The 19,644-nt window shown below is 68.7% G+C and carries 19 protein-coding genes and 2 pseudogenes; 11 read left to right on the top strand and 10 right to left on the bottom strand.

What is annotated here, in order from left to right; translation table 11 throughout:
- The first annotated feature begins 59 nt into the window (after positions 1 to 59).
- Complete coding sequence (locus tag C492_RS04825; RefSeq protein ID WP_008421006.1) at positions 60 to 2,033, top strand: DUF460 domain-containing protein; 1,974 nt, start codon at positions 60 to 62, stop codon at positions 2,031 to 2,033.
- Between the two features lie 20 nt (positions 2,034 to 2,053).
- Here the strand turns inward: C492_RS04825 and C492_RS04820 are convergent, their stop codons facing one another.
- On the bottom strand, positions 2,054 to 2,233 hold the full coding sequence (locus C492_RS04820) for a DUF7470 family protein (RefSeq protein WP_008421004.1): 180 nt from the start codon (positions 2,231 to 2,233) through the stop codon (positions 2,054 to 2,056).
- Between the two features lie 126 nt (positions 2,234 to 2,359).
- Here C492_RS04820 and eif1A point away from each other — a divergent pair, with 126 nt between their 5' ends.
- A complete protein-coding gene (gene eif1A, locus C492_RS04815; RefSeq protein ID WP_008421003.1) occupies positions 2,360 to 2,650 on the top strand; it encodes a translation initiation factor eIF-1A in 291 nt (96 codons plus the stop codon).
- Between the two features lie 206 nt (positions 2,651 to 2,856).
- On the opposite strand, the gene C492_RS04810 is transcribed toward eif1A, so the two are convergent.
- The 5 genes and pseudogenes from C492_RS04810 to C492_RS04790 all read right to left on the bottom strand — a co-directional run bounded on the left by C492_RS04810 (position 2,857) and on the right by C492_RS04790 (position 7,816).
- Positions 2,857 to 3,969 (bottom strand): pyridoxal-phosphate-dependent aminotransferase family protein, encoded by a 1,113-nt coding sequence (locus C492_RS04810; RefSeq protein ID WP_008421002.1) that lies wholly within the window; start codon positions 3,967 to 3,969, stop codon positions 2,857 to 2,859.
- A 152-nt stretch (positions 3,970 to 4,121) separates the two neighbouring features.
- Positions 4,122 to 4,400 (bottom strand): hypothetical protein, encoded by a 279-nt coding sequence (locus C492_RS04805; protein WP_008421001.1) that lies wholly within the window; start codon positions 4,398 to 4,400, stop codon positions 4,122 to 4,124.
- Positions 4,401 to 4,457: 57 nt separating this feature from the next.
- On the bottom strand, positions 4,458 to 5,483 hold the full coding sequence (locus C492_RS04800) for a DMT family transporter (RefSeq protein ID WP_008421000.1): 1,026 nt from the start codon (positions 5,481 to 5,483) through the stop codon (positions 4,458 to 4,460).
- Positions 5,484 to 5,812: 329 nt separating this feature from the next.
- Positions 5,813 to 6,472, bottom strand: coding sequence for a twin-arginine translocation signal domain-containing protein (locus C492_RS04795; RefSeq protein ID WP_152424800.1), 660 nt, complete (start codon positions 6,470 to 6,472; stop codon positions 5,813 to 5,815).
- A 116-nt stretch (positions 6,473 to 6,588) separates the two neighbouring features.
- Positions 6,589 to 7,816: pseudogene (locus C492_RS04790) on the bottom strand (MFS transporter).
- 110 nt (positions 7,817 to 7,926) lie between these two features.
- Between C492_RS04790 and C492_RS04785 the strand changes: the two are divergent.
- Positions 7,927 to 9,252, top strand: a complete 1,326-nt coding sequence (locus C492_RS04785) for an O-acetylhomoserine aminocarboxypropyltransferase/cysteine synthase family protein (RefSeq protein WP_008420997.1) — start codon at positions 7,927 to 7,929, stop codon at positions 9,250 to 9,252.
- 3 nt (positions 9,253 to 9,255) lie between these two features.
- Positions 9,256 to 10,464: a homoserine O-acetyltransferase MetX gene (metX, locus tag C492_RS04780; RefSeq protein ID WP_008420996.1), complete on the top strand. Its 1,209-nt coding sequence runs from the start codon at positions 9,256 to 9,258 to the stop codon at positions 10,462 to 10,464.
- Positions 10,465 to 10,479: 15 nt separating this feature from the next.
- On the opposite strand, the gene C492_RS04775 is transcribed toward metX, so the two are convergent.
- From C492_RS04775 to C492_RS04765, 3 genes are all read right to left on the bottom strand, one after another.
- Positions 10,480 to 10,860 carry a hypothetical protein gene (locus C492_RS04775; RefSeq protein WP_008420995.1) on the bottom strand — a complete coding sequence of 127 codons (381 nt, stop codon included), beginning with the start codon at positions 10,858 to 10,860 and terminating at the stop codon, positions 10,480 to 10,482.
- Positions 10,861 to 10,953: 93 nt separating this feature from the next.
- Positions 10,954 to 11,598: a phosphoserine phosphatase SerB gene (serB, locus tag C492_RS04770; protein WP_008420994.1), complete on the bottom strand. Its 645-nt coding sequence runs from the start codon at positions 11,596 to 11,598 to the stop codon at positions 10,954 to 10,956.
- A 93-nt stretch (positions 11,599 to 11,691) separates the two neighbouring features.
- On the bottom strand, positions 11,692 to 12,891 hold the full coding sequence (locus C492_RS04765; protein WP_008420993.1) for a mechanosensitive ion channel family protein: 1,200 nt from the start codon (positions 12,889 to 12,891) through the stop codon (positions 11,692 to 11,694).
- Positions 12,892 to 13,054: 163 nt separating this feature from the next.
- On the opposite strand from C492_RS04765, the gene C492_RS04760 reads away from it, so the two are divergent.
- Entirely contained in the window at positions 13,055 to 13,951 is an 897-nt protein-coding gene (locus C492_RS04760) for a DMT family transporter (RefSeq protein ID WP_008420992.1), read from the top strand.
- Positions 13,952 to 14,032: 81 nt separating this feature from the next.
- Positions 14,033 to 15,619, top strand: a complete 1,587-nt coding sequence (gene serA, locus C492_RS04755) for a phosphoglycerate dehydrogenase (RefSeq protein WP_008420991.1) — start codon at positions 14,033 to 14,035, stop codon at positions 15,617 to 15,619.
- A 48-nt stretch (positions 15,620 to 15,667) separates the two neighbouring features.
- Here serA and C492_RS04750 read toward each other — a convergent pair whose 3' ends face one another.
- The gene (locus C492_RS04750) at positions 15,668 to 15,988 is read right to left on the bottom strand and encodes a cupin domain-containing protein (RefSeq protein ID WP_008420990.1); all 321 of its coding nucleotides are present in this window, start codon (positions 15,986 to 15,988) and stop codon (positions 15,668 to 15,670) included.
- A 140-nt stretch (positions 15,989 to 16,128) separates the two neighbouring features.
- Between C492_RS04750 and hisI the strand changes: the two genes are divergently transcribed.
- The 5 genes and pseudogenes from hisI to C492_RS25095 form a co-directional block, all read left to right on the top strand.
- Entirely contained in the window at positions 16,129 to 16,494 is a 366-nt protein-coding gene (gene hisI, locus C492_RS04745) for a phosphoribosyl-AMP cyclohydrolase (protein WP_008420989.1), read from the top strand.
- 1 nt (position 16,495) lies between these two features.
- Complete coding sequence (locus tag C492_RS04740; RefSeq protein WP_008420988.1) at positions 16,496 to 17,653, top strand: DUF7118 family protein; 1,158 nt, start codon at positions 16,496 to 16,498, stop codon at positions 17,651 to 17,653.
- Positions 17,654 to 17,746: 93 nt separating this feature from the next.
- Positions 17,747 to 19,027 carry a sensor histidine kinase gene (locus tag C492_RS04735; protein ID WP_008420987.1) on the top strand — a complete coding sequence of 427 codons (1,281 nt, stop codon included), beginning with the start codon at positions 17,747 to 17,749 and terminating at the stop codon, positions 19,025 to 19,027.
- Positions 19,028 to 19,093: 66 nt separating this feature from the next.
- Positions 19,094 to 19,507 (top strand): universal stress protein, encoded by a 414-nt coding sequence (locus C492_RS04730; RefSeq protein ID WP_008420986.1) that lies wholly within the window; start codon positions 19,094 to 19,096, stop codon positions 19,505 to 19,507.
- Positions 19,508 to 19,556: 49 nt separating this feature from the next.
- Positions 19,557 to 19,644, top strand: a pseudogene (locus C492_RS25095) (HPP family protein); the annotation flags it as partial.

Here is a 19,644-nt window from a genome sequence, read left to right as displayed (position 1 = left end):
GCTGCCTTCGGGTGACAATCCGCGTCGGATTTATACGCGACTCGACCCTAGACGATCCCGTGAGTACGCGAACGAGTGCGCTCGACGCGGTCGTCTTCGGCGTCGACGTACAGAGCGGCGACGTGCGCGGGGACGCGCCGTCGTACGCGCTGGTCGTCTACGACGACGAGGGCGTCGACCGAGACGTCGTTACCCACCGGAAACTCAGGCGACTGATCGACGACGAGGAGCCGGCCATCGTCGCCACGGACAACATGTACGAGCTGGCGGCGGACAAGGATCAGCTGATCCACTTCCTGGGATCGCTTCCCGCCGGGACGAAGCTAGTCCAGGTGACGGGCGCCGAACAGCCCGAGCCACTCTCTCGTGTCGCGAAACGCCACGGGATCCCCTACGGCAAACAGCCGATGCAGGAGGCCGAGGCCGCGGCCAGACTGGCGGCGCACAACGTCGGCCACGAGGTCTCGGCGTTTACGGACACGACGACGGTCAAGGTCTCGCGGGGTCGCTCGACGGGCAGCGGCGGCTGGAGCGAGGACCGCTACACCCGTCGCATCCACGGCTCGGTCAGGAAGCGAGCCCGCGAGGTCGAGTCCGAACTCGAGGAGGCCAACCTCGAGTACGAGCGCGACGTGCGAGAGGCCTACGGGGGCTTCGCCAACGCCGTCTTCACCGTCGAGGCCCGCCCCCAGGACATCCCGGTCTCGCGGAACCGCTCGGGCGACGTCCGCGTCGAGATCGAGCGGGAACGCCGCGACGGGATCGAGTTCCGCCCGCTGGCCAAGCGACGGGACCACGTCGTCGTCGGTATCGACCCCGGGACGACGACCGCGGTCGCGATCGTCGGCCTCGAGGGCGAGGTACTGGACGTCTGGAGTTCGCGCACGAGCGACACCGCCGACGTGATCGAGTGGATCGTCGAGCGCGGACGGCCGATTATCGTCGCCGCGGACGTGACGCCGATGCCCGAGACGGTCGAGAAGTTTCGCCGGAGCTTCGACGCGGCGGGCTGGATGCCCGACAGCGACCTCCCCGTCGACGAGAAGCAACACCGGACCCGCGACCACCCCTACGACGACGACCACCAGCGAGACGCGATGGCCGCGGCGCTGTACGCCGCCGACGACCACGAGGGCCAGTTCGAACGCATCGCCGAGAAGATCCCGCCGGGGATCGACCGCGGCGAGGTCATCGCCCGCGTCGTCGCCGGCGAGGAGAGCGTCGAGGCGGTCCTGACCGACCTGACCGAGGACGACGACGACGAGGAGGAGTCGACCGAGCACGAGCCCCGGGAGCTGACCGAGGAGGAGCGAAAGATCAAGGACCTGAAGACGCAGGTCGAACGGCTCCAGTCCCACGTCGAAACCCTCGAGGACCGACTCGAGGAGAGAGACGAGCGCATCCACGAACTCGAGAACAGCCTCAGCGGGGCCCGCCGCCAGGAGCGCAAGGAGATTCGCAAGGACCGGGAAGTCTCCCGACTCGAGCGCAAGGCCGACCGCCTCGAGCGCGAGCGCGACGAGGCCCGCGAGACGGTCGACGAACTCGAGGGGAAAGTCGAGCGGATGAAGGCCCTCTGGAAGCTCGACCACTCGAACTTCAGCGACGTCTCCGCCGAGAAGGAGGGACTCGTCCCCGTCAAGGTCGTCGAGAAGTTCACGAAGGGCGCGATCCGCGAGGCCGACGAGCAGTACGGGATCGCGGCCGGCGACGTCGTCTACCTCCGGGACGCCAGCGGCGCGGGGCGTTCGACCGCGGAGCTGCTCGCGGGGTTCGAGCCGCGGGTCGTCCTGAAGGAGGGCGGCCTGTCGGACATCGCCGACGAGATCCTCTTCGAGCACGAGATCCCGGTCGGGCCGGCCGGCGACGTCGCGATGCAGGAGGTCGACGAGCTCGCCGTCGCCCGCGAGGACGACGTCGAGGCGGCGATCGACGACTGGCGGGACCGAGCCGAGAAACGCACCCGCGACCGGAAGGCGGAGATGGTCGATCAGCTCATCAGCGAACACCGGGCGGGCGACAACGAGGTCTGAGAAGGGCGGCGAGCCGACGGCTACATCATTCCGAACTGCCTGAACACGCTCGAGACGAGCGCCTTCACGGCCAGTCCGAGGCCGAGGAGGACGAGCGCGAACCCGGCGGCGACCAGGAGGCTCTCGTAGGCGATGACGACGAGTCCGACCAGCACGAGCGCGATACCGACGATTCCGAGGGGCCCGAGATGCCGCAGCATACGGTCGACTGGTCAGGGCAGGGGGATAAGCGACGCGGTTCGTCACGGCCCAAGATCGCCAGCCAGTGGCGGTTCGGTCGACGAAATCGATAAAGGATTAAACCGATCGAACCCGAAGCCTGCGGTATGAGCGACGACGGTGACGGCGGTCGGAACAACCTTCGAATGCCCGAGGACGACGAGGTGTTCGCGACCGTCACCAACATGCTCGGGGCGAACCGCGTCAAGGTACAGTGCGCCGACGGGACCGAACGCACCGCGCGCATCCCCGGCAAGATGCAAAAACGCATCTGGATCCGCGAGGACGACGTCGTCCTCGTCGATCCCTGGGACTGGCAGGACGAGAAGGCCGACATCACCTGGCGCTACGAGAAAAGCGAGGCCGACCAGCTCCGGCGCGAAGGCCACATTCAGTAGTTTCGATTTTTCGGGTTCAGTTCGCGGTCTCACTCGAGCGTCGTCGGGGTAGCCACCGCGTCGCTGTAGAGCTGCGGTTCGGACGCCGTCCCGGTGTGTCAACGGCGGATCGTCGTTTCCGGGTGCCGGCACGGAGCCGAACGGGACCGGGGCCGGACCCCGCGAGGCGGCGCTCGGTCCGTTGCCCGCGGTCCGCGTGTGCCCGATCAGAGTCCGACGACGTCCTCGATGGCGTCGGTCAGCGCTTCGATGGACTCGCGGTCGTGTTCGCCCATGTGGCCGATGCGGAACGTCTGCTCGCCCAGCTGCGAGCCGTAGCCGTTCGAGAAGACCATGTCGTACTCCTCGCTGACGGCGTCGATGGTCTCGGCGACGTCGATCCCTCGCGTATTCTCGATGCAGCTGACAGTTTGCGATTCGTACCCTTCCTCGGGGAACATCGCGAAGTGTTCTCGAGCCCACTCGCGGGTGTACTCGGCCATCTCCCGGTGGCGCCCGTCGCGGGCGTCGTGGCCCTCCTCGAGCATGTGTTTCATCTGTTTCCGATAGGCCAGCATCACCGGAATGGCGGGCGTGGAGTGGGTCTGCCCCTTCCGATCGTAGTAGTCAAGCGAGCGCTGGAAGCCGCCGTACCACGACGCGGACTCGGACTCGAGTTCGCGCTCGTAGGCCGCGTCGCTGACGACGCAGACCGCCAGCCCGGGGGGCATCGCGAAGGCCTTCTGGACCGAGGTGAAGAGGACGTCGATCCCGTGGGCGTCGATGTCGACGTAGTCCCCGCCCAGCGCGGAGACCGCGTCGACGATGAAGTAGGTGTCAGGATACTCGGCGAGGACGTCGCCGATCTCCTCGATCGGGTTCCGAACGCCCGTCGAGGACTCGTTCATCACGCAGGTGACGGCGTCGTAGTCGGCGTCGCTCTCCTCGAGGCGTTCGCGGACGTCCTCGGGCTTGACCGCCTTCCCCCACTCGTACTCGAGGGTGTCGACGTCCTTACCGAGTCGTTCCGCGACGTTGGCCTGGCGTTCGCTGAAACTGCCGCAGGTTGTCACGAGAACGTCGTCGTCGACGAGATTGAGGATCGAACTCTCCATGAACTCCGTGCCGGAGCCGGTGAGGACGATGACGTCGTTGTCGGTGCCGAGGAACTCCTTGGTGTCCTCGACGATCGTTGTGTAGAGGTCGGTCATCCGGTCCATCCGGTGGCCGAACATCGGTTGACTCATCGCCTCGATGACGTCCTCGCGGACCTCGGTCGGCCCCGGAATGTACAGCGTCTTGTCGGGATAGTCGTCTCTGTATTCGCGTTTCTCGGTCACGTAACCACCTGAATACGAGCCACTGAGTCGCCCGTCGATATGGTACTTGTGAATGCCACAGCAACGGTCGGTCGCGGAACGCGTCCGAGCCCGTTCCCGGCGCATCCCCGCGGCGGTCGCGGGCGTACCGAATCGACCGCCGGGCGGCCGTCCTAGGTTCCGACCCGGCCGTAGTCCGGCGCGTCGTCCTCGTCGAGGGACCGTTCGCAGTACGGACACCGGTCGGCTTCGACCGCGATCCGGGCGCCACAGGCCCGACAGTTGGTTTTCTGCGGCGACGCGTCGTCACCGCCGAACGTCTCGAGGGTGTGATCGGTCCAGGCGTGCAGAAGTACCGACGCCAACAGCCCGAACGCGACGAGAAACGCGGCCGTCCAGAGGCTGCTGCCGTTCGCAGCGACGGAGAGTACGCGGACGGTGGCGCTCGTCATACCTTCTGTCGTTCGATCCAGATGATACGTCTTGTGACCCCGACGGGTCGGGACCGATCAGTCCGCCGACTGCACCGATCCGGCGTAGCGGTCGGCGTTGGCGACGTAGACGTTGCCGTCGACGACGACGTCGTCGGCCCTGGCCGCGGCAGCGGCGGGGCGGGTCGGCCCGTAGCCGACGACCGGCGCGCCGAGTCGCCAGAGCGCGTCGATCTTGCAGAGGACGAACCCGGCGAGGATCAGCGCGAAGCCGCCGATCGTCGCGGGCGTGATCGTCTCGCCGAGCAGCGCCCAGCCGACCAGCGCCGCGACGACGGGCGAGGCGTAGTTGACGAGGCTGAGTTCGCTGGCGCCGACGCGCTCGAGCAACACGAAGTACGCCAGGAAGCCGCCCGCGGTGGAGACGACCGCGAGGTACGCGAGCGCGGCGGTCGTCTCGACCGTCAGTGCGGCCCGGAGCCCGGCCGCGCTCTCGGCGGGGCGGGCGAAACTCAGCGCGTGCAGCATGACGGCGCCGATGCCCATCGCCCACGTCTGCAGCGGCAACAGCGACAGGGTGCTGTGGGTCCGCTCGGTCAGCACCGAGCCGATCGCGAACACCAGCGACGAGCCAAGCAGCAGGCCGACGCCGACGACCTGTCCGCCGAGCGAGCCGCCCGACAGCGCGATCGCGACCACGCCGGCCAGGCCGAGCCCGAGGCCGACGACGGCCGGCGCCCGGATCCGCTCGCGGGGCAACAGCGCCAGCGCGAGCGGGGGCGTCACGATCGGCGTCAGGCTGAGCACGATCGCGGCGACGCCGCTCGAGACGTACGTCTGACCGAGGAACATGAGCCCGTAGTGACCGCCGACGATGAGGCCGCCGGAGACGGCAATCGTCACCCAGTCCGCCCTCGTTCGCGGTCGCCACTCGGCGCCGATCGCGGCGACGGCCGCGACGAATAGGAGGGTCGCACCGTCCAGTCGGAGCGCGGCGAAGAGGATCGGCGGCAGCGTCTCGAGGCCGACCTCAACCGCGCCGAAGGCGGTCCCCCAGGCGACCGCGAGCGCGACGAAGAGGAAAACGTCTCGCTGTGAAGTCATTTTATCACGGGAGGGTCGCGAGCGACTTGAATGTTGATATTCGGCTGTAGAGCGGTGCTACGTGCCAAATTCTCCGAGAAATGGTGCCAATGAACACACCGCTACCGGGGTGTGGTAGTCAGTACCCCGAAACGAATTTCCGGAACGCGAACCGATCCGGTTCGCCGGGATCGGTCGTCGGTTTTCGGTCACTCCCGAAACTGATCGCTGTTCGAAGCGACGTCCGTTCCGGTGGAAACGCGAGGTCGAGGCGACGGCGACGACGGGTGCTGTGGCTCTCCGGTACGGGTGCTCAAAAATGGATGAAGTCGTAGCGTGGGGCGACCGAGTTACTCGCCGAGGCCGCTGTCGTTGCCGTTCTCGGAGGCGTTGTCGCCTTCGGTGGCGTTGTCGCCCTCGGTGGCGTTGTCTTCGGTAGCGTTGTCCTCGGAGGCGTTGTCCTCGGAGGCGTTGTCCTCGGAGGCGTTACCGTTGCCGCCGTTGCCGCCCGAGACCTCGATCGTGCCGCGCATCTGGTTCTGGTGGGGACGGCAGACGTACTCGGCCATCTCGCTGCTGGCCTCGAACTCGATGAACTGGTCGTCGCCGCCCTCGGAGGCCTCCTCGGTCGAGAGGTCGTTGACGACCTCGTCGTTCTCGTCGACGATCTCGATGTTGTGGGTCGCGCCGTCGCCTTCACTCCAGCCGATCTCGTAGCTCTCGCCTTCCTGGAGGCTCAGCGTCGGGTTCGACTGGTCGGCGATGCTGTCGGGTGCAATGCCCGTCCAGTCGGTGGTGTTGGCCTGGAAATCGATCGTCGTGTCGGGCTCGATCTCGGCGGCGTCGCCGCCGTTGCCGCCGTTGCCGCCGTTCTCGCCGTTACCGCCGTTGCCACCGTTTTCCCCATTGCCGCCGCCGTTGCCACCACAGCCAGCAACGAGCGTCGTCGCGGCCGCAGCACCCGTGACCTTCATCGCCGTTCGTCGGGAGATGCCGTTATCTCGTGTCATCACCGATGGATTGGTACTGGGTACATAAAAATCACCACCCTCCATCCGAGCGTCGGCATGTCTTGACATACCACATATCTGGTAGTATCAACCGAACTGGTTCGTCTAGTCGTCGCTCAACCGTCGCCGTGTTCTCCAGCCCGGAGTCGATCGGTGCCCTCGAGCGAGAGCCGGAGGAACGCGGGGACGGCGACGATCGCGATCGCGATCTCGAGGCCGCCGACGACGTGGAAGGCCGAGCCGTAGCCGTAGCTTCCGGCGACGGTGCCGCCGATCAGGAAGCCGCCGAGAAAGCCCAGGCTCCCGGCGAGGTTGAACCCGGCCATCGCGACTCCGCGCTCGCGCTCGCGGGCGATGTCGGTGACCAGCGCCATCGTCGTCGGCGAGACCAGCGCGCCGAGGACGCCGACGGCGACCATCGCGATCGCTGCCGTCGCCACCGACGGCGCGGCGCCNGAGGATGCCGACACCGTAACACAGCGAGCCGACGACGATCGGGATCGTGCGCCCGATCCGGTCCGACAGCGCCCCCAGGGGGTACTGCAGCAGGGCGAACGGGGCGAAAAAACACGCCAGCAGAAGCCCGGTTGCGGCGGGGCCGACCCCGAACGCGTCCTGAAAGTACAGCGTCCCGACGAGCGCGAAGAAGCCGGCGGTCAGCCGATCGACGAACCCGAACGCGTACGGGATCGCCAACGTGGGCTGCCGTCGGAGCCCCTCGACGAGCGCGCGGGCGGAGCGACGGCTCCCGCCGCTTCGGTCGGGGATCAGCGACACCAGCGCGCCGACGCAGACCAGCAGGACGGCCGCGGCGACCAGCGGCGCGAGCGGGTGCAGTTCGGTCAACCGACCGCCGATCGGGGCGCCGAGCGCGGCGCCGAGCCCGATCGCGATCCCCGCCGCGCCCATGTTTCGTCCGTGGCCGCCCTCGAGGTCCATCAGCATCGTCATCGTCAGCGAGAACGCGCCGATGGTCATCGCCCCCTGGAGAACCCGCAGCGCCAGCACGCCCGCGAACGGGATCGAACCGACCGCCGGAACGGCGGCCAGGGCGGCGTAGCCGACCGCGCCCGCCAGCGCGCCCACGACGATGAACGGGCGGCGCCGCCCCGTCGCGTCGCTGGCGAGTCCCCAGACGCCGACGAAGGCGACGTAGGCGGCGAACTCGCTTACGAGAAACCACATGCTCGCGTCCAGGGCGGTCGCCGCCAGCGGCGAGGTCGCCGCGTCGGCGCCGAGGGTTTCGACGAGCGTGGCCACCCCCGGGTACAACAGCAGCTGGGAGAACAACACCGCGAAGACGACCGTCGCGAGGAGGACCCGTTCACGATCGTTCGAGTGCACGTCCCGTCGTTCGCGCCGACGGCCTATCAACTCGTCCGTCCCGCCGCGCTGGCTGCGGTTTTTGCCGTTACTGGGACGCATATGAACGTGGAGAAGTATGCGTAGTAAACATGAGCAACGACGAGAGCGACGGGCGCGGCGAGCCGTCGGCCCCTCGATTCGGAACCCGCAGCGTTCACGCCGGTCAGTCGGCCGATCCGGCGACGGGCGCGATGGCGCCGCCGATCTACCAGACGACCTCCTACGCCTTCGAGGACGCCGACGCCGCCGCGGAGCTGTACGCCCTCGAGGGGGAGGGATACATCTACTCGCGGATCGCCAACCCGACGGTCCGCGTCCTCGAGGATCGCCTGGCCTCGCTGGAGGGCGGGGCGGGCGCGGTCGCGACCGGGAGCGGGATGGCCGCGCTCGATTCGGCCGTGTTGATCCTCGCCGAGGCGGGAGAGAACGTGGTCTGCTCGACGGACACCTACGGCGGGACGACGGCCTACTTCTCGAAGACCGCCACGCGCCGGGATATCGAAACCAGGTTCGTCTCCACGCTCGAGTACGAGGCCTACGAGGAGGCGATCGACGACGACACCGCGTTCGTCCACGTCGAGACCGTCGGCAACCCCTCGCTGGTAACGCCCGACTTCGAGCGCGTCGCCGAGATCGCCCACGACCACGGCGTCCCCCTCGTCGTCGACAACACGTTCGCGACGCCCGCGCTGTGTCGGCCCCTCGAGCACGGCGCGGACGTCGTCTGGGAGTCGACGACGAAGTGGCTTCACGGGTCGGGCACCACCGTAGGAGGGATCCTCGTCGACGGCGGTTCCTTCCCCTGGGGCGAACACGGCTACGACGAGATCGCGGGCCGGAACCACGCCTACCACGACGTCGACTTCTCGCGGGACTTCCCGGAGGCGCCTTTCGCCGCGGCCGCGCGCTATCGCTCGCTGCGCAGCCTCGGCAACCAGCAGTCGCCGTTCGACGCCTGGCAGACCCTGCAGGGCCTCGAGAGCCTGCCGCTGCGCGTCGAGAAACACTGCGAGAACGCCGCGATCGTCGCCGACTACCTCGAGGGCCACGACGACGTCGCCTGGGTCACCTACCCGGGACTCGACTCGCACCCGACCCACGACAACGCCTCCCGGTACCTCTCGGATTACGGCGGGATGATCGCGTTCGGGCTCGAGGGCGGGTACGAGGCGGGGAAGGTCTTCTGCGAGAGCGTCGAGGTCGCCCAGTTCCTCGCGAACATCGGCGACGCGAAGACGCTGGTCATCCACCCCGCGAGCACGACCCACGGCCAGCTCACCCCTGAGGAGCAGGAGGAGGCCGGGGTCACGCCCGATCTCGTCCGACTCTCGGTCGGGATCGAGGATCCCGAGGATATCCTCGCGGACCTCGAGGGAGCGATCGACGAAGCGACGCGTGCGGCCCGCGAGGGGTAACCCGTGACGACCAAGGAGACGATCGACCTCGGGGAGTTCCAGTTCCTCTCGGGGGAGACGATTCCGAGCCTCGAGGTCGCCTACGAGACCTACGGCGACTTTACGGGGGATAACGCCGTCCTGATCTGTCACGCCCTGACGGGCAGCGCTCACGTCGCGCGCCGTCCCGACGCCGGCGACGAGACCGCGGGCCAGGCCCGGGCCTGGTGGGGCGACGTCGTCGGTCCCGGAAAGGCGGTCGACACCACCGAGTACTACGTCGTCTGCGCGAACGTTCCCGGCTCCTGTTACGGGACGACGGGGCCGTCGAGCGAGAACCCCGAGACGGGCGACCCGTACGGCACCGACTTCCCGCCGGTGACGATCGGCGACTGGACCCGCGCCCAGCGGCGGCTACTCGACGCGCTCGGCGTCGGTCGGCTCCGCGCCGTCGTCGGCGGCAGCGTCGGCGGGATGAACGTGCTGGACTGGCTTCGCCGGTATCCGGACGACGTCGACCGGGCCGCGGGTGTCGCCACCGCTGCGCGACTCGACGCGCAGTGTCTCGCGCTCGACACCGTCGCCCGGCGGGCGATCACGGGCGACCCCAACTGGAACGGCGGCCACTACTACGGGGGCCCCGAACCCGAGGAGGGACTAGCCCGCGCCCGCCAGATCGGCCACATCATGTATCTCTCGAAGGCCTCGATGGCCCGGAAGTTCGGTCGACGGTCGGCGGGCCGCGAGACGGTCCGCGAAGAACCGACCGACCCCGCGGGAGCGTTCTTTCCCTACCGCGAGGTCGAGTCCTACCTCGACTATCAGGCCGAGAAGTTCACCGACCGCTTCGACGCGAACAGCTACCTCTACCTGACGCGCGCGATGGACGACTTCGACCTCTCGGCGGGCTACGAGTCCGACGCCGACGCGCTGGCGGCCTTCGAGGGCGAACTCCTGTTGCTATCCTTTACCGGCGACTGGCACTTCACCGTCGAGCAGGCCGAGGTCGTCGCCGAAGCCGCCCGCACGGCCGACGTCGACGTCGCCCACCACGTCGTCGACTCCGACCACGGCCACGACGCCTTCCTCGTCGAACCCGAGAAGGTCGGCCCGCCGCTGTCGGAACTGCTCGAGACCGGGCTCTCCGGGCGGACGATCACGGACACGAACCCCGATGCGGAAAACGAGGACGACTCGTTCGCGCCGGTCCACACGAGCCTCTTTTCGAAGTGACGGCCGTCCGGGCTCTCAGTCCGCGGAGGTCGTCGACGGTCCCTCGACGGGTGCGTACTGCTCCGCCAGCCGACGGTCTCCGCGACGTCGATCGATCCACCGACCGACGTCCCGCGCGAACAGGTCGAGTCCCGCGGCTCGAGCGAGGCGGTGGACCGGTCGCTGGGGCGATCGGAACGTCGCGATCAGCGACCACATCGATCCCGCGGCGTAGGCGCCGAGCGCCGAGAAGGTCATCCCGAGGGTGAGAAACGTCGTTCCGTACACCATCCCGATCGCCATCGACGGGAGGCTCGTCCCGAGGGGAACCCGGGCGCTCGCGTCCCGCAGCGTCGGCGCGAGAAAGAAAATCGAGAGCGTGCTTCCTACCATGAACACCAGGTCTTGCCACATCATCGAGACAACTTACTCGGCCTCGAGTAAATAACTCTCTCGGTATCAAAATGGCCTATTACCCCAGAATTTCAGCGGCGGCCGACGGATCCCGTGTTACTCGCGATCCAGTACGCCCTCGGCGAGTAACGTGTCTCGAACTCCGGCCATCGAGTCGACGACGACCTCGCAGTGGGGCTCGACGGCGGGCTTGGGATCGAACCCGATCGAGAGGCCGGCGACCCGCAGCATCGGCAGGTCGTTCGCCCCGTCGCCGACCGCGACGGTCTCCTCGAGCGCGGCGTCGACGCGGGTCGCCAACTCCTCGAGTGCGGTGTCCTTGGTCCCCTCGATCAGCGACCCCTCGACCTCACCGGTGAGTCGGCCCTCGGCCATCGGCAGCCGGTTCGAGACGACGTGATCGACCGCCACGTCCTCGCGCTCGAGGGCGGCTTCGACGCCGCGCTCGAACCCGCCCGTGAGGATCGCCGTCGTGACGCCGGCGTCGTTCAGCGACTCGATCAGCGCCGCGGCCCCCTCGCGGAGTTCGACCTCGGCGAAGGCCGTCTCGACGGCGTCGTCGTCGAGCCCCTCGAGCAGCGCCGCCCGCCTGCGGAGGCTCTCGGCGTACTCGATCTCGTCGTTCATCGACCGCTCGGTGATCTCGGCCATCTCGTCGGCGACGCCGCACTGGTTGCCCAGCAGGACGGTCATCTCCGAGTCCGAGAGCGTCCCGTCGAAATCGAACGCAACGACTGTCATCGCCCGCCCGTTGTGGCCCCCGGGATAAACCAGTTCAGGTTCCGCCTCGAGGGCGGACCGTCCGGGACGATCGACGACGATCCCCGCGTCGTCTCACCGATCCGTTCTCGCTCCGCTCGGCGGCGACTCGGTCGGGTCGTCGCCCCGATCGGCCGCCCCGTCGGGTTCGGCCGTCGACTCGTCGCCCTCTCGGAAACCGAGGTGCCGTTTCGCTTCGGATTCGTTCTCGAGGAAGGAGAGCTCGCGCTGGGGGAACGGGATCGTGATTCCCTCCTCGTTGAACCGATCGTAGATGCGGCGATTGAGCTGGTCGACGGCGCGGATCTCCGCCAGCGGGTGGGCGACGTAGGCCTGGAGCTCGAAGACGAGCGCGGAGTCGCCGAACTGGTTGAACAGCAGGCGCGGCCGGGGCGACTCGCGGATCATCGGCGTCTCCTCGCAGACCGCCATAGCGATGCGCTCGACGGTCTCGTAGTCGGTTCCGTAGGCCGCAGAGATCGGCACGTCGACCCGGATGTGGCGTCGGGGCGCCGTCTGGTTGACGACCTGGGTCGAGTTCAGCACCGAGTTCGGCACCGTCACCATCGTGTTCTCCGGCGTGAGCACCGACGTCGACCTGATCCCGATGTCGATGACGGTGCCGCGTATCCCCTGCTCGAGCACGATGACGTCGCCCGGTTTGTACGTGTTGTCGAAGTACAGCGCGACCCCGCCGATCAGGTTGCCGATCGCGTCCTGGGCGGCGAAGCCGACGACGATACCCAGGACGCCCGCCGACGCGAGAAACGGCGTCACCCGGAGGTTCCAGATTCCGACGATGACCAGCGCCGCGACCGCGACCATGCCGATCTTCCAGAAGTTCTGAAAGATGGGCGCGAACTCGTAGTCGTTTCCGGAGCCGTTCGCGATCTCGAGCCAGCGGGTTCCGATCCGAGTCGCCGCGCGAGCCCACAGCACGGTCAGGGCCGTCGCGACCGCGTTGCCGAGCAGCGACTGGGCGTCGATGATGCCGAAGGTCTGTAGCGAGACGGAGACCCCGATCAACAGGATCGAGATCGCCAGCGGCGTGTAGATCTCCTCGGCGGTCGCCCGCCCGAACGAGGTCGGCTCGTCCTTCTCCAGGGGCGGTAGATACCGCTTGCCGAGCCAGTGAACCAGCCGGGCCAGCAGGTACGAACCGGCGACGGTCACCGAGAGCACCAGCCACTCCCACTCGAGCAGCCACGTCGATAGCGCCGGCTGACCGACGCCGTCGAGCTGCAGCCACCGCCACGGGGGAATTCGGAGCGACATCGAGGATGTGTAAGCCGTCGTTAGGACGAGTAATATACTGTTGGATGTGCGATCGAGCGCTTTTTGTACGGGTCCGAATCGTGTCCGGAACCGGAACGATAAACGGAGCTGCCAGTCGACTGGTACCGATGAGCGATGAGCAACAGGCGTACGCCCGCCGAGGATGACCGGGACGTCCGTCGACGTCGTCGCGCTCGCGCTGGTTCCGGCGGTCCTCTGGGGACTCACGCCGATCTTCGACAAGCGCGGAATGGCCAGCGGCGGCGGCGCGATCCAGGCCGCGCTCGTGGTCGTGGCCGTCCAGCTGCTGTGGTACTGGACCGCCATCGCCGTCGTCTACGGCGGTTCGGCCTTCTCCGGACTGACGGTCGAGGTGCTGGCGGTCTTTTCGCTCGCGGGCGCGGTCGGGACGGCGCTGGGGCGGATCGCGATTTTCGTCGGCGTCGACAGGGTCGGCGCGAGCCTCAACAGTACGATCCTGAGCACGCGGCCGCTGTTCGCGACGCTGATCGCCCTCGTCGCACTGGGCGAACCGCTGGGTCCGGTGACCGGCGTCGGGATCGTCGTCCTCGTCGCCGGACTCTCGGCTCTGGCGCTGTCGCGGGGCGGCGACCTCGGCGGCTGGACCCCACGTGATCTGGGCTGGCCGATCCTGGCGGCCGCGACGTTCGCCGTCGCCAACGTCGCGCGCCGATACGGCATGCTCGAGACCTCGATCTCGGCGCTCGAGGCCGTCGCGATCAACGAGACGGCCGGACTGATCGCGCTGGTCGCTTACGCGGCCGCCGTCGGCGGCCGCGACGTCCTCGAGCGCCCTCGGCGTTCCTACCGCTACTTCGCGGTTAGCGGCCTGTTGACGACCGTCGCGATGCTCTCGTTGATGGCGGCGCTGGGCCTCGAGGCCGGCCGGGTCGCCCTCGTGGACCCGCTGGTCGCGACCGCGCCCTTTTTCACGCTCGTGTTCGCCGCGGTGCTCCTGCGGGACCTCGAGCGGGTGACGAAGGGGGTACTCGCGGGAGCGGTGCTGGTCGTCCTCGGCGCCGTGTTGATCACGGTCTGAAACCGGCTCTGTCTCCCGTCCATTTTTGCCACCCTTGTCGACAACGGAAGGGTTTACCCGTTCCAAGCCGGTGTCTCGCGCATGAAGGTGCTCGTTACGGACCCGATCGCGGATGCGGGTCTGGACGTTCTCAAAGAGGCGGGCCACGAGGTCGAAACGGGGTACGAACTCGAGGGCGAAGACCTGCTCGAGGCGGTTTCGGACGCCCACGGGCTGATCGTCCGCTCGGGGACCGAGGTCACCGAGGAGGTCCTCGAGGCGGGCGAGGAGCTGATCATCGTCGGTCGGGCCGGGATCGGCGTCGACAACATCGACATCGAGGCCGCGACCGACCACGGGGTCATCGTCGCCAACGCGCCGGAGGGTAACGTCCGCGCGGCGGCCGAACACACCGTCGCGATGACGTTCGCGACCGCCCGATCGATCCCGCAGGCGCACATCCGTCTGAAAAGCGGCGAGTGGGCCAAAAGCGACTACCTCGGCGCCGAACTCGACGGCAAGACGCTGGGGGTCGTCGGACTCGGCCGCGTCGGCCAGGAGGTCGCCAAGAAGCTCGACTCGCTGGGGATGGACATCGTTGCCTTCGACCCCTACATCTCCGAGGAGCGCGCGGATCGGCTGGGCGCCGAACTCGTCGAGTTCGAGCCGTGTCTCGAGCGCGCGGACTTTCTGACGATCCACACGCCGCTGACCCCCGAGACCGAGGGGATGATCGGCGCCGCGGAGCTCGACCTGCTCGAGGGCGGCTACCTCGTCAACGTCGGCCGCGGGGGGATCGTTCAGGAGGATGCCCTCGCCGCGAAAGTCGAGGACGGCACCCTCGCCGGGGCGGCGCTGGACGTCTTCGCCGCGGAGCCCCTGGCCGAGGACTCGCCGCTGCTGGAACACGACGACGTCATCGTCACGCCCCACCTGGGCGCCTCGACGGAGGCCGCCCAGGAGAACGTCGCCGTCTCGACGGCCGAGCAGATCAACGCCGCGTTCCACGAGGAACCGGTCGCGAACGCCCTGAACGCCCCCTCGATCGACGAGAGCGCGTTCCCCCGCGTGGAACCGTACATCGACATCGCCGAGACTGCGGGGAAAGTCGCCGCCCAGCTGCTCGAGGGCCGGATCGAGCGCGTCGAGGTCTCCTACGAGGGCGAGATAACCGACGAGGACCTGGAGTTCGTCACCGCCTCGGCGCTCAAGGGCGTCTTCGAACCGCTCGAGTGGCAGGTCAACGCGGTTAACGCCCCCCAGATCGCCGAGGATCGGGGCGTCGAGGTCACCGAGTCAAAGACCCGCCAGGCCGCCGACTTCCAGAGCCTGATCTCGGTGACGGTCGGCAACGGGGACGACGAGGTCTCGGTCGACGGGACGCTCTTCGCGGGCGAGGACCCCCGCATCGTCCGGGTCGACGGCTACCGCGTCGACGCGATCCCCCACGGGAAGATGGTCGTCACGCGCAACACCGACGAGCCGGGCGTCATCGGCCTCATCGGAAGCGTGATGGGCAAACACGGCGTCAACATCGCCGGGATGTTCAACGCCCGCGAGACGATCGGCGGGGAGGCCCTGACGGTCTACAACGTCGACACGCAGGTTCCCGAGGAGGCCAAAGCGGAGCTCAACGAGGACGATCGCATCCTCGGCGTCGACTACATCATCCTGAACGGTCAGTCGTAGCGACCGCCGCCGGAAGTCGATTCGTTCGCAACGTCGCGTTTCGACGTTCTACGGCGCGCCGACCAGTACGAACCGGCTCTCGGCGTCGCCGTTGTGGATCTGTCGGTCCGCCCCGGGCGGGATCCGGACCGCGTCGCCCTCGCCGAGTTCGATCTCCTCGTCGCCGACGGTAACCGTCGCCTCACCCTCGACCAGCAGGTACACCTCCTCCTGACCCTCGTCGGCGTGGTCGTGTTCCATCCCCTCCCAGCCGGGGTCGCACTCGAGGACGGTGACGCCGACGTTCTCGCAGTTCAGTTCGTCCCGCAGGAAGTACAGGCCGTGCTGTTCGTCGCCGTCGCGGTAGTTCGCGGTGGTGTACGACGCCATCGCGGGAGTCGACCACGGGCCAACTGATAAGCGTTGGTGACGACGAACCCGTTCGGCGTCCGCTCGCTCGCGTCCGTCCCGCGCCGGGGAGTCGATCGCGCTGCAAAAGATCTATCGCCCGCAGGGCCCTCGAGTCGGCCATGGACGAGATCGCGGTCGACTTCGGCGAGGACGGGCTCGTTCCCGCGGTCGCACAGGACGCCGAGACCGGCGAGGTGTTGATGCTCGCGTACGTCTCCCCGGAGGCCCTCGAGCGCACCCGCGAGACGGGGCGGGCCCACTACTACTCCCGGAGCCGGGAGGAGCTCTGGGAGAAAGGCGCCACCAGCGGACACACGCAGGACGTCGCGGAGATCCGGGTCGACTGCGACGCCGACACCCTGCTCTATCTCGTCGACCAGGAGGGCGGGGCCTGCCACACGGGACACCGCTCCTGTTTCTACCGGACCGTCGAGGGTGAGCACGTCGGCGAGCAGGTGTTCGACCCCGACGCGGTGTACGAGTAGGATGAGCGAACCCGCCTCTCGCTCGAGCGACGCCGACGCCGAGCGCACGGCCCTCGAGAGTCTCGAGGCCGCCCGCGAGCGGTACGCGCGGGCGACTCGCGAGATCGACGAGCGCGGCTCCGGGACCGTCGAGGAGACCGCCGCGGCCTACCGGGAGGCGACGGACCTCCTCGGGAGCTACGTCGATCGGGCCACGGGGACCGGGAAGGAGAACTTCAAGGCCTACGTCGAACTCGAGGGGCAGTTCGACGCGCTGGTCGACGGCCTTTCCGACGACCTCGAGAACCGCGGGGCGTTCGAGGCGGCGCTCGATGCCCTCGACAAGCGCCGACTGAGCGAGGCGGACTTCGAGCGGGCCCGCGAGGCGCTGGCCCCCGCCGCGGAGCACGCCGACCTGCTCGAGGAGCGCGAGGCGGCCCGCGAGGCCGTCGCCGAGGCGCGCAAGACGGCGAGCAGGCGACTCCGGAGGATCGACGACGCGATCGACGAGCGCGAGCGATTGCTCGAGCTGGCCGAGGCCGACCTGGACGCGCCCGTCGAACGGCTCCGGGAGCCGATCGAGCGCTACGACGAGCTGATTCGGGAGCGGTTCCGGGAGTACCGCGACGAGGCCTCGGCGCGGGAGGTGTTCGCGCTGCTCGAGCGCGGTCGGTGGTACCCCTTCGTCGAGTTCGAGCGGCCGCCCGCGGAGCTACAGCGGTTCGTTGCGGAGCGACCCGCCGGCGAGCGCTCGATTCCGAAACTGCTCGAGTACGCCGGCTACTCCCGGTCGAAGCTCGCACACTACGTCGAGGACGCCGACGCGCTCAAACGGGCGGTCGCGACCCAGCAGACGTTCCTCGAGGGGATCGACGCCGGCCCGCTGACCGTCGGCTGGCCCCCCGGTCCCGCGGGCGTCCTCGAGCGTCGGACCCGGGAGCTCCGGCCGTTCGTCGACCGGGTCGCCGACGAGGAGACCGTGGCCGCACTCCGGGAGGTGCGGGCGCTGGTCCGCGACGACGAGTACGACCGCCTCCAGGCGGCGGCTCGGGCGGTCGAGCGCCTGACCGCCGGGGAGCGGGAGCGACTGCGGGACGGCCGGATCGCGGACGAACTCGAGGCGCTGCGGGCCGAGCGGGAGCGACTCGAGGCCGCCCTGGAAGAGGGCGACCCCGTCTGAGCCCGCGGCCGCCGTTCGGTTCGACTGACTGTCTCCGGCCCCGTACCGTCGTCCACCACGTAGTTGATATGGAATCGCCGACTACCAGCGTCGATGACCCGATGGAATCGGCTCCTCGTCGGCCTCGGCGTCCTGCTGATGGTCGGCGCCGGAGGATCGATCCTGTACTCGCTCGGCCACGTTCGCCAGCCGGAGGTGGCGCTGCTCGAGGTGTTCCTCGACGCCGTTCTGATCGGCTTTCCGGGCGTCGCGATGGCCTACGTCGGCCTCCGGCTGCCCGAGACGGCGATCCCGTCGGAGTTCTACTCGCGGATCGTCGCCTGGACCGGCGCCGGAGTCGCCGTCATGATCCTCGTCGTCGGCCTGCGCGAACTCCACCCCGGCGTCGACCTCGACCCCACGAACGGGGCCCAGCTCATCCTGCTCTCGATCAGCTCCGTCACCGGGCTCCTGGTCGGCGTCCAGGACGCCCGCACCCGAACGCAGGCGCGGATCCTCGAGGAACAAAACGCCGAACTCCGCCGGAAGTACGACCTCGAGCGGCAAAACGAGCGGCTGAGGCGAGCCGAGCGCCGCCTCGAGGAGGCGGTCTCGGAGCTCGAGGCGTCGAACGAGCGCCTCGAGGAGTTCGCCTACGCCGTCAGCCACGACCTCCAGGAGCCCCTGCGGATGGTCACCAGCTACCTGGAGCTGCTCGAGGGGCGCTACGACGACGAACTCGACGACGACGGCAGGGAGTTCCTCGAGTTCGCGGTCGACGGCGCCGAACGGATGCGCGAGATGATCGACGGCCTGCTGGCGTACTCGCGGGTCCAGACGCAGGCGAACCCCCTCGAGGCGGTCGATCTCGAGGCCGTGCTCGAGGCCGTACTCGACGACCTGCAGTTCAAGATCGAGGAGCGCGACGCCGACGTCGCGAGCGAACCGCTGCCGACCGTCCGCGGCGACGAGAGCCAGCTCCGCCAGGTGTTCCAGAACCTGCTGTCGAACGCGATCGAGTACGCCGGCGACGAACCGCCGCGGATCCGAATCGGGGCGCGGCGGCGCCCGGCGCTCGAGGCCGACGGGGCCGACGTCGACGCGGGGGACGACGGCGCGGCGTGGGAAATCTCGGTCAGCGACGACGGGATCGGGATCGATCCCGACGACCAGGAGCGGATCTTCGAGATCTTCCAGCGGCTCCGCGCGTCCGGTGCGGGGTCCGGGTCGGGGATCGGACTGGCAATCTGCGAGCGGATCGTCGAGCGCCACGGCGGCGAGATCGCCGTCGACTCCGCGCCCGGCGAGGGGTCGACGTTTCGCTTCATGCTCCCCGACGTCGAACGAGCGTCGTCCGCCCGCCGGCTCGAGACGGGTGCGGCGACCGATCGCTGACCGGTCGCCGAGCGCCGTCCGGGCTCGAGCCCGGCCACTGAAGGAGCCGTCCGTCCTACGTGCGGTATGACCAGCCACCTGCTCGTCCCGATGGACGACTCCGGGCCCGCGCGCGCGGCCCTCGAGTACGCCCTCGAGCGGTTCCCCGACGACGAGTTCACCGTCGTCCACGCGGTCGACGACCTCGAGGCGGGCTACGCCGGGGAGCCCTCGGCCGCGGCCACCGAGGACCGCCGGCCCGACGTCTTCGAAGACGCCAGGGCGATCGCCGAGGAGCGCGGCCGACGAATCGAGACCCGCGTGCTCGAGGGCCAGGCCGCCGAGGCGATCCTCGAGCACGTCGCGGAGGCGGACGTCGACGGGATCGTCATGGGCAGCGAGGGGCGATCGGGCGTCTCGCGGATGCTGCTTGGCAGCGTCGCCGAACAGGTCGCGCGACGGTCGCCCGTTCCGGTGACGATCGTTCCGACCCGCTCGTAAGCGGTCCGAGACCACCGGGGTTTTCATCACCAGTCTCCGAGGGGAGCGTATGGATGATCGGACGGGAACGACGCTGCACACCGGGCTTCTCGTCCTGACGACGGCCGGCGTCGCCTGGCTGTCGGGGCTGCCGATGG

Source organism: Natronococcus jeotgali DSM 18795, from assembly GCF_000337695.1.
In the GTDB taxonomy this organism is placed as follows: domain Archaea; phylum Halobacteriota; class Halobacteria; order Halobacteriales; family Natrialbaceae; genus Natronococcus; species Natronococcus jeotgali.
The sequence above is the reverse complement of the archived record's forward strand: the minus strand, read 5'-3'. Positions and strand labels throughout refer to the sequence as shown.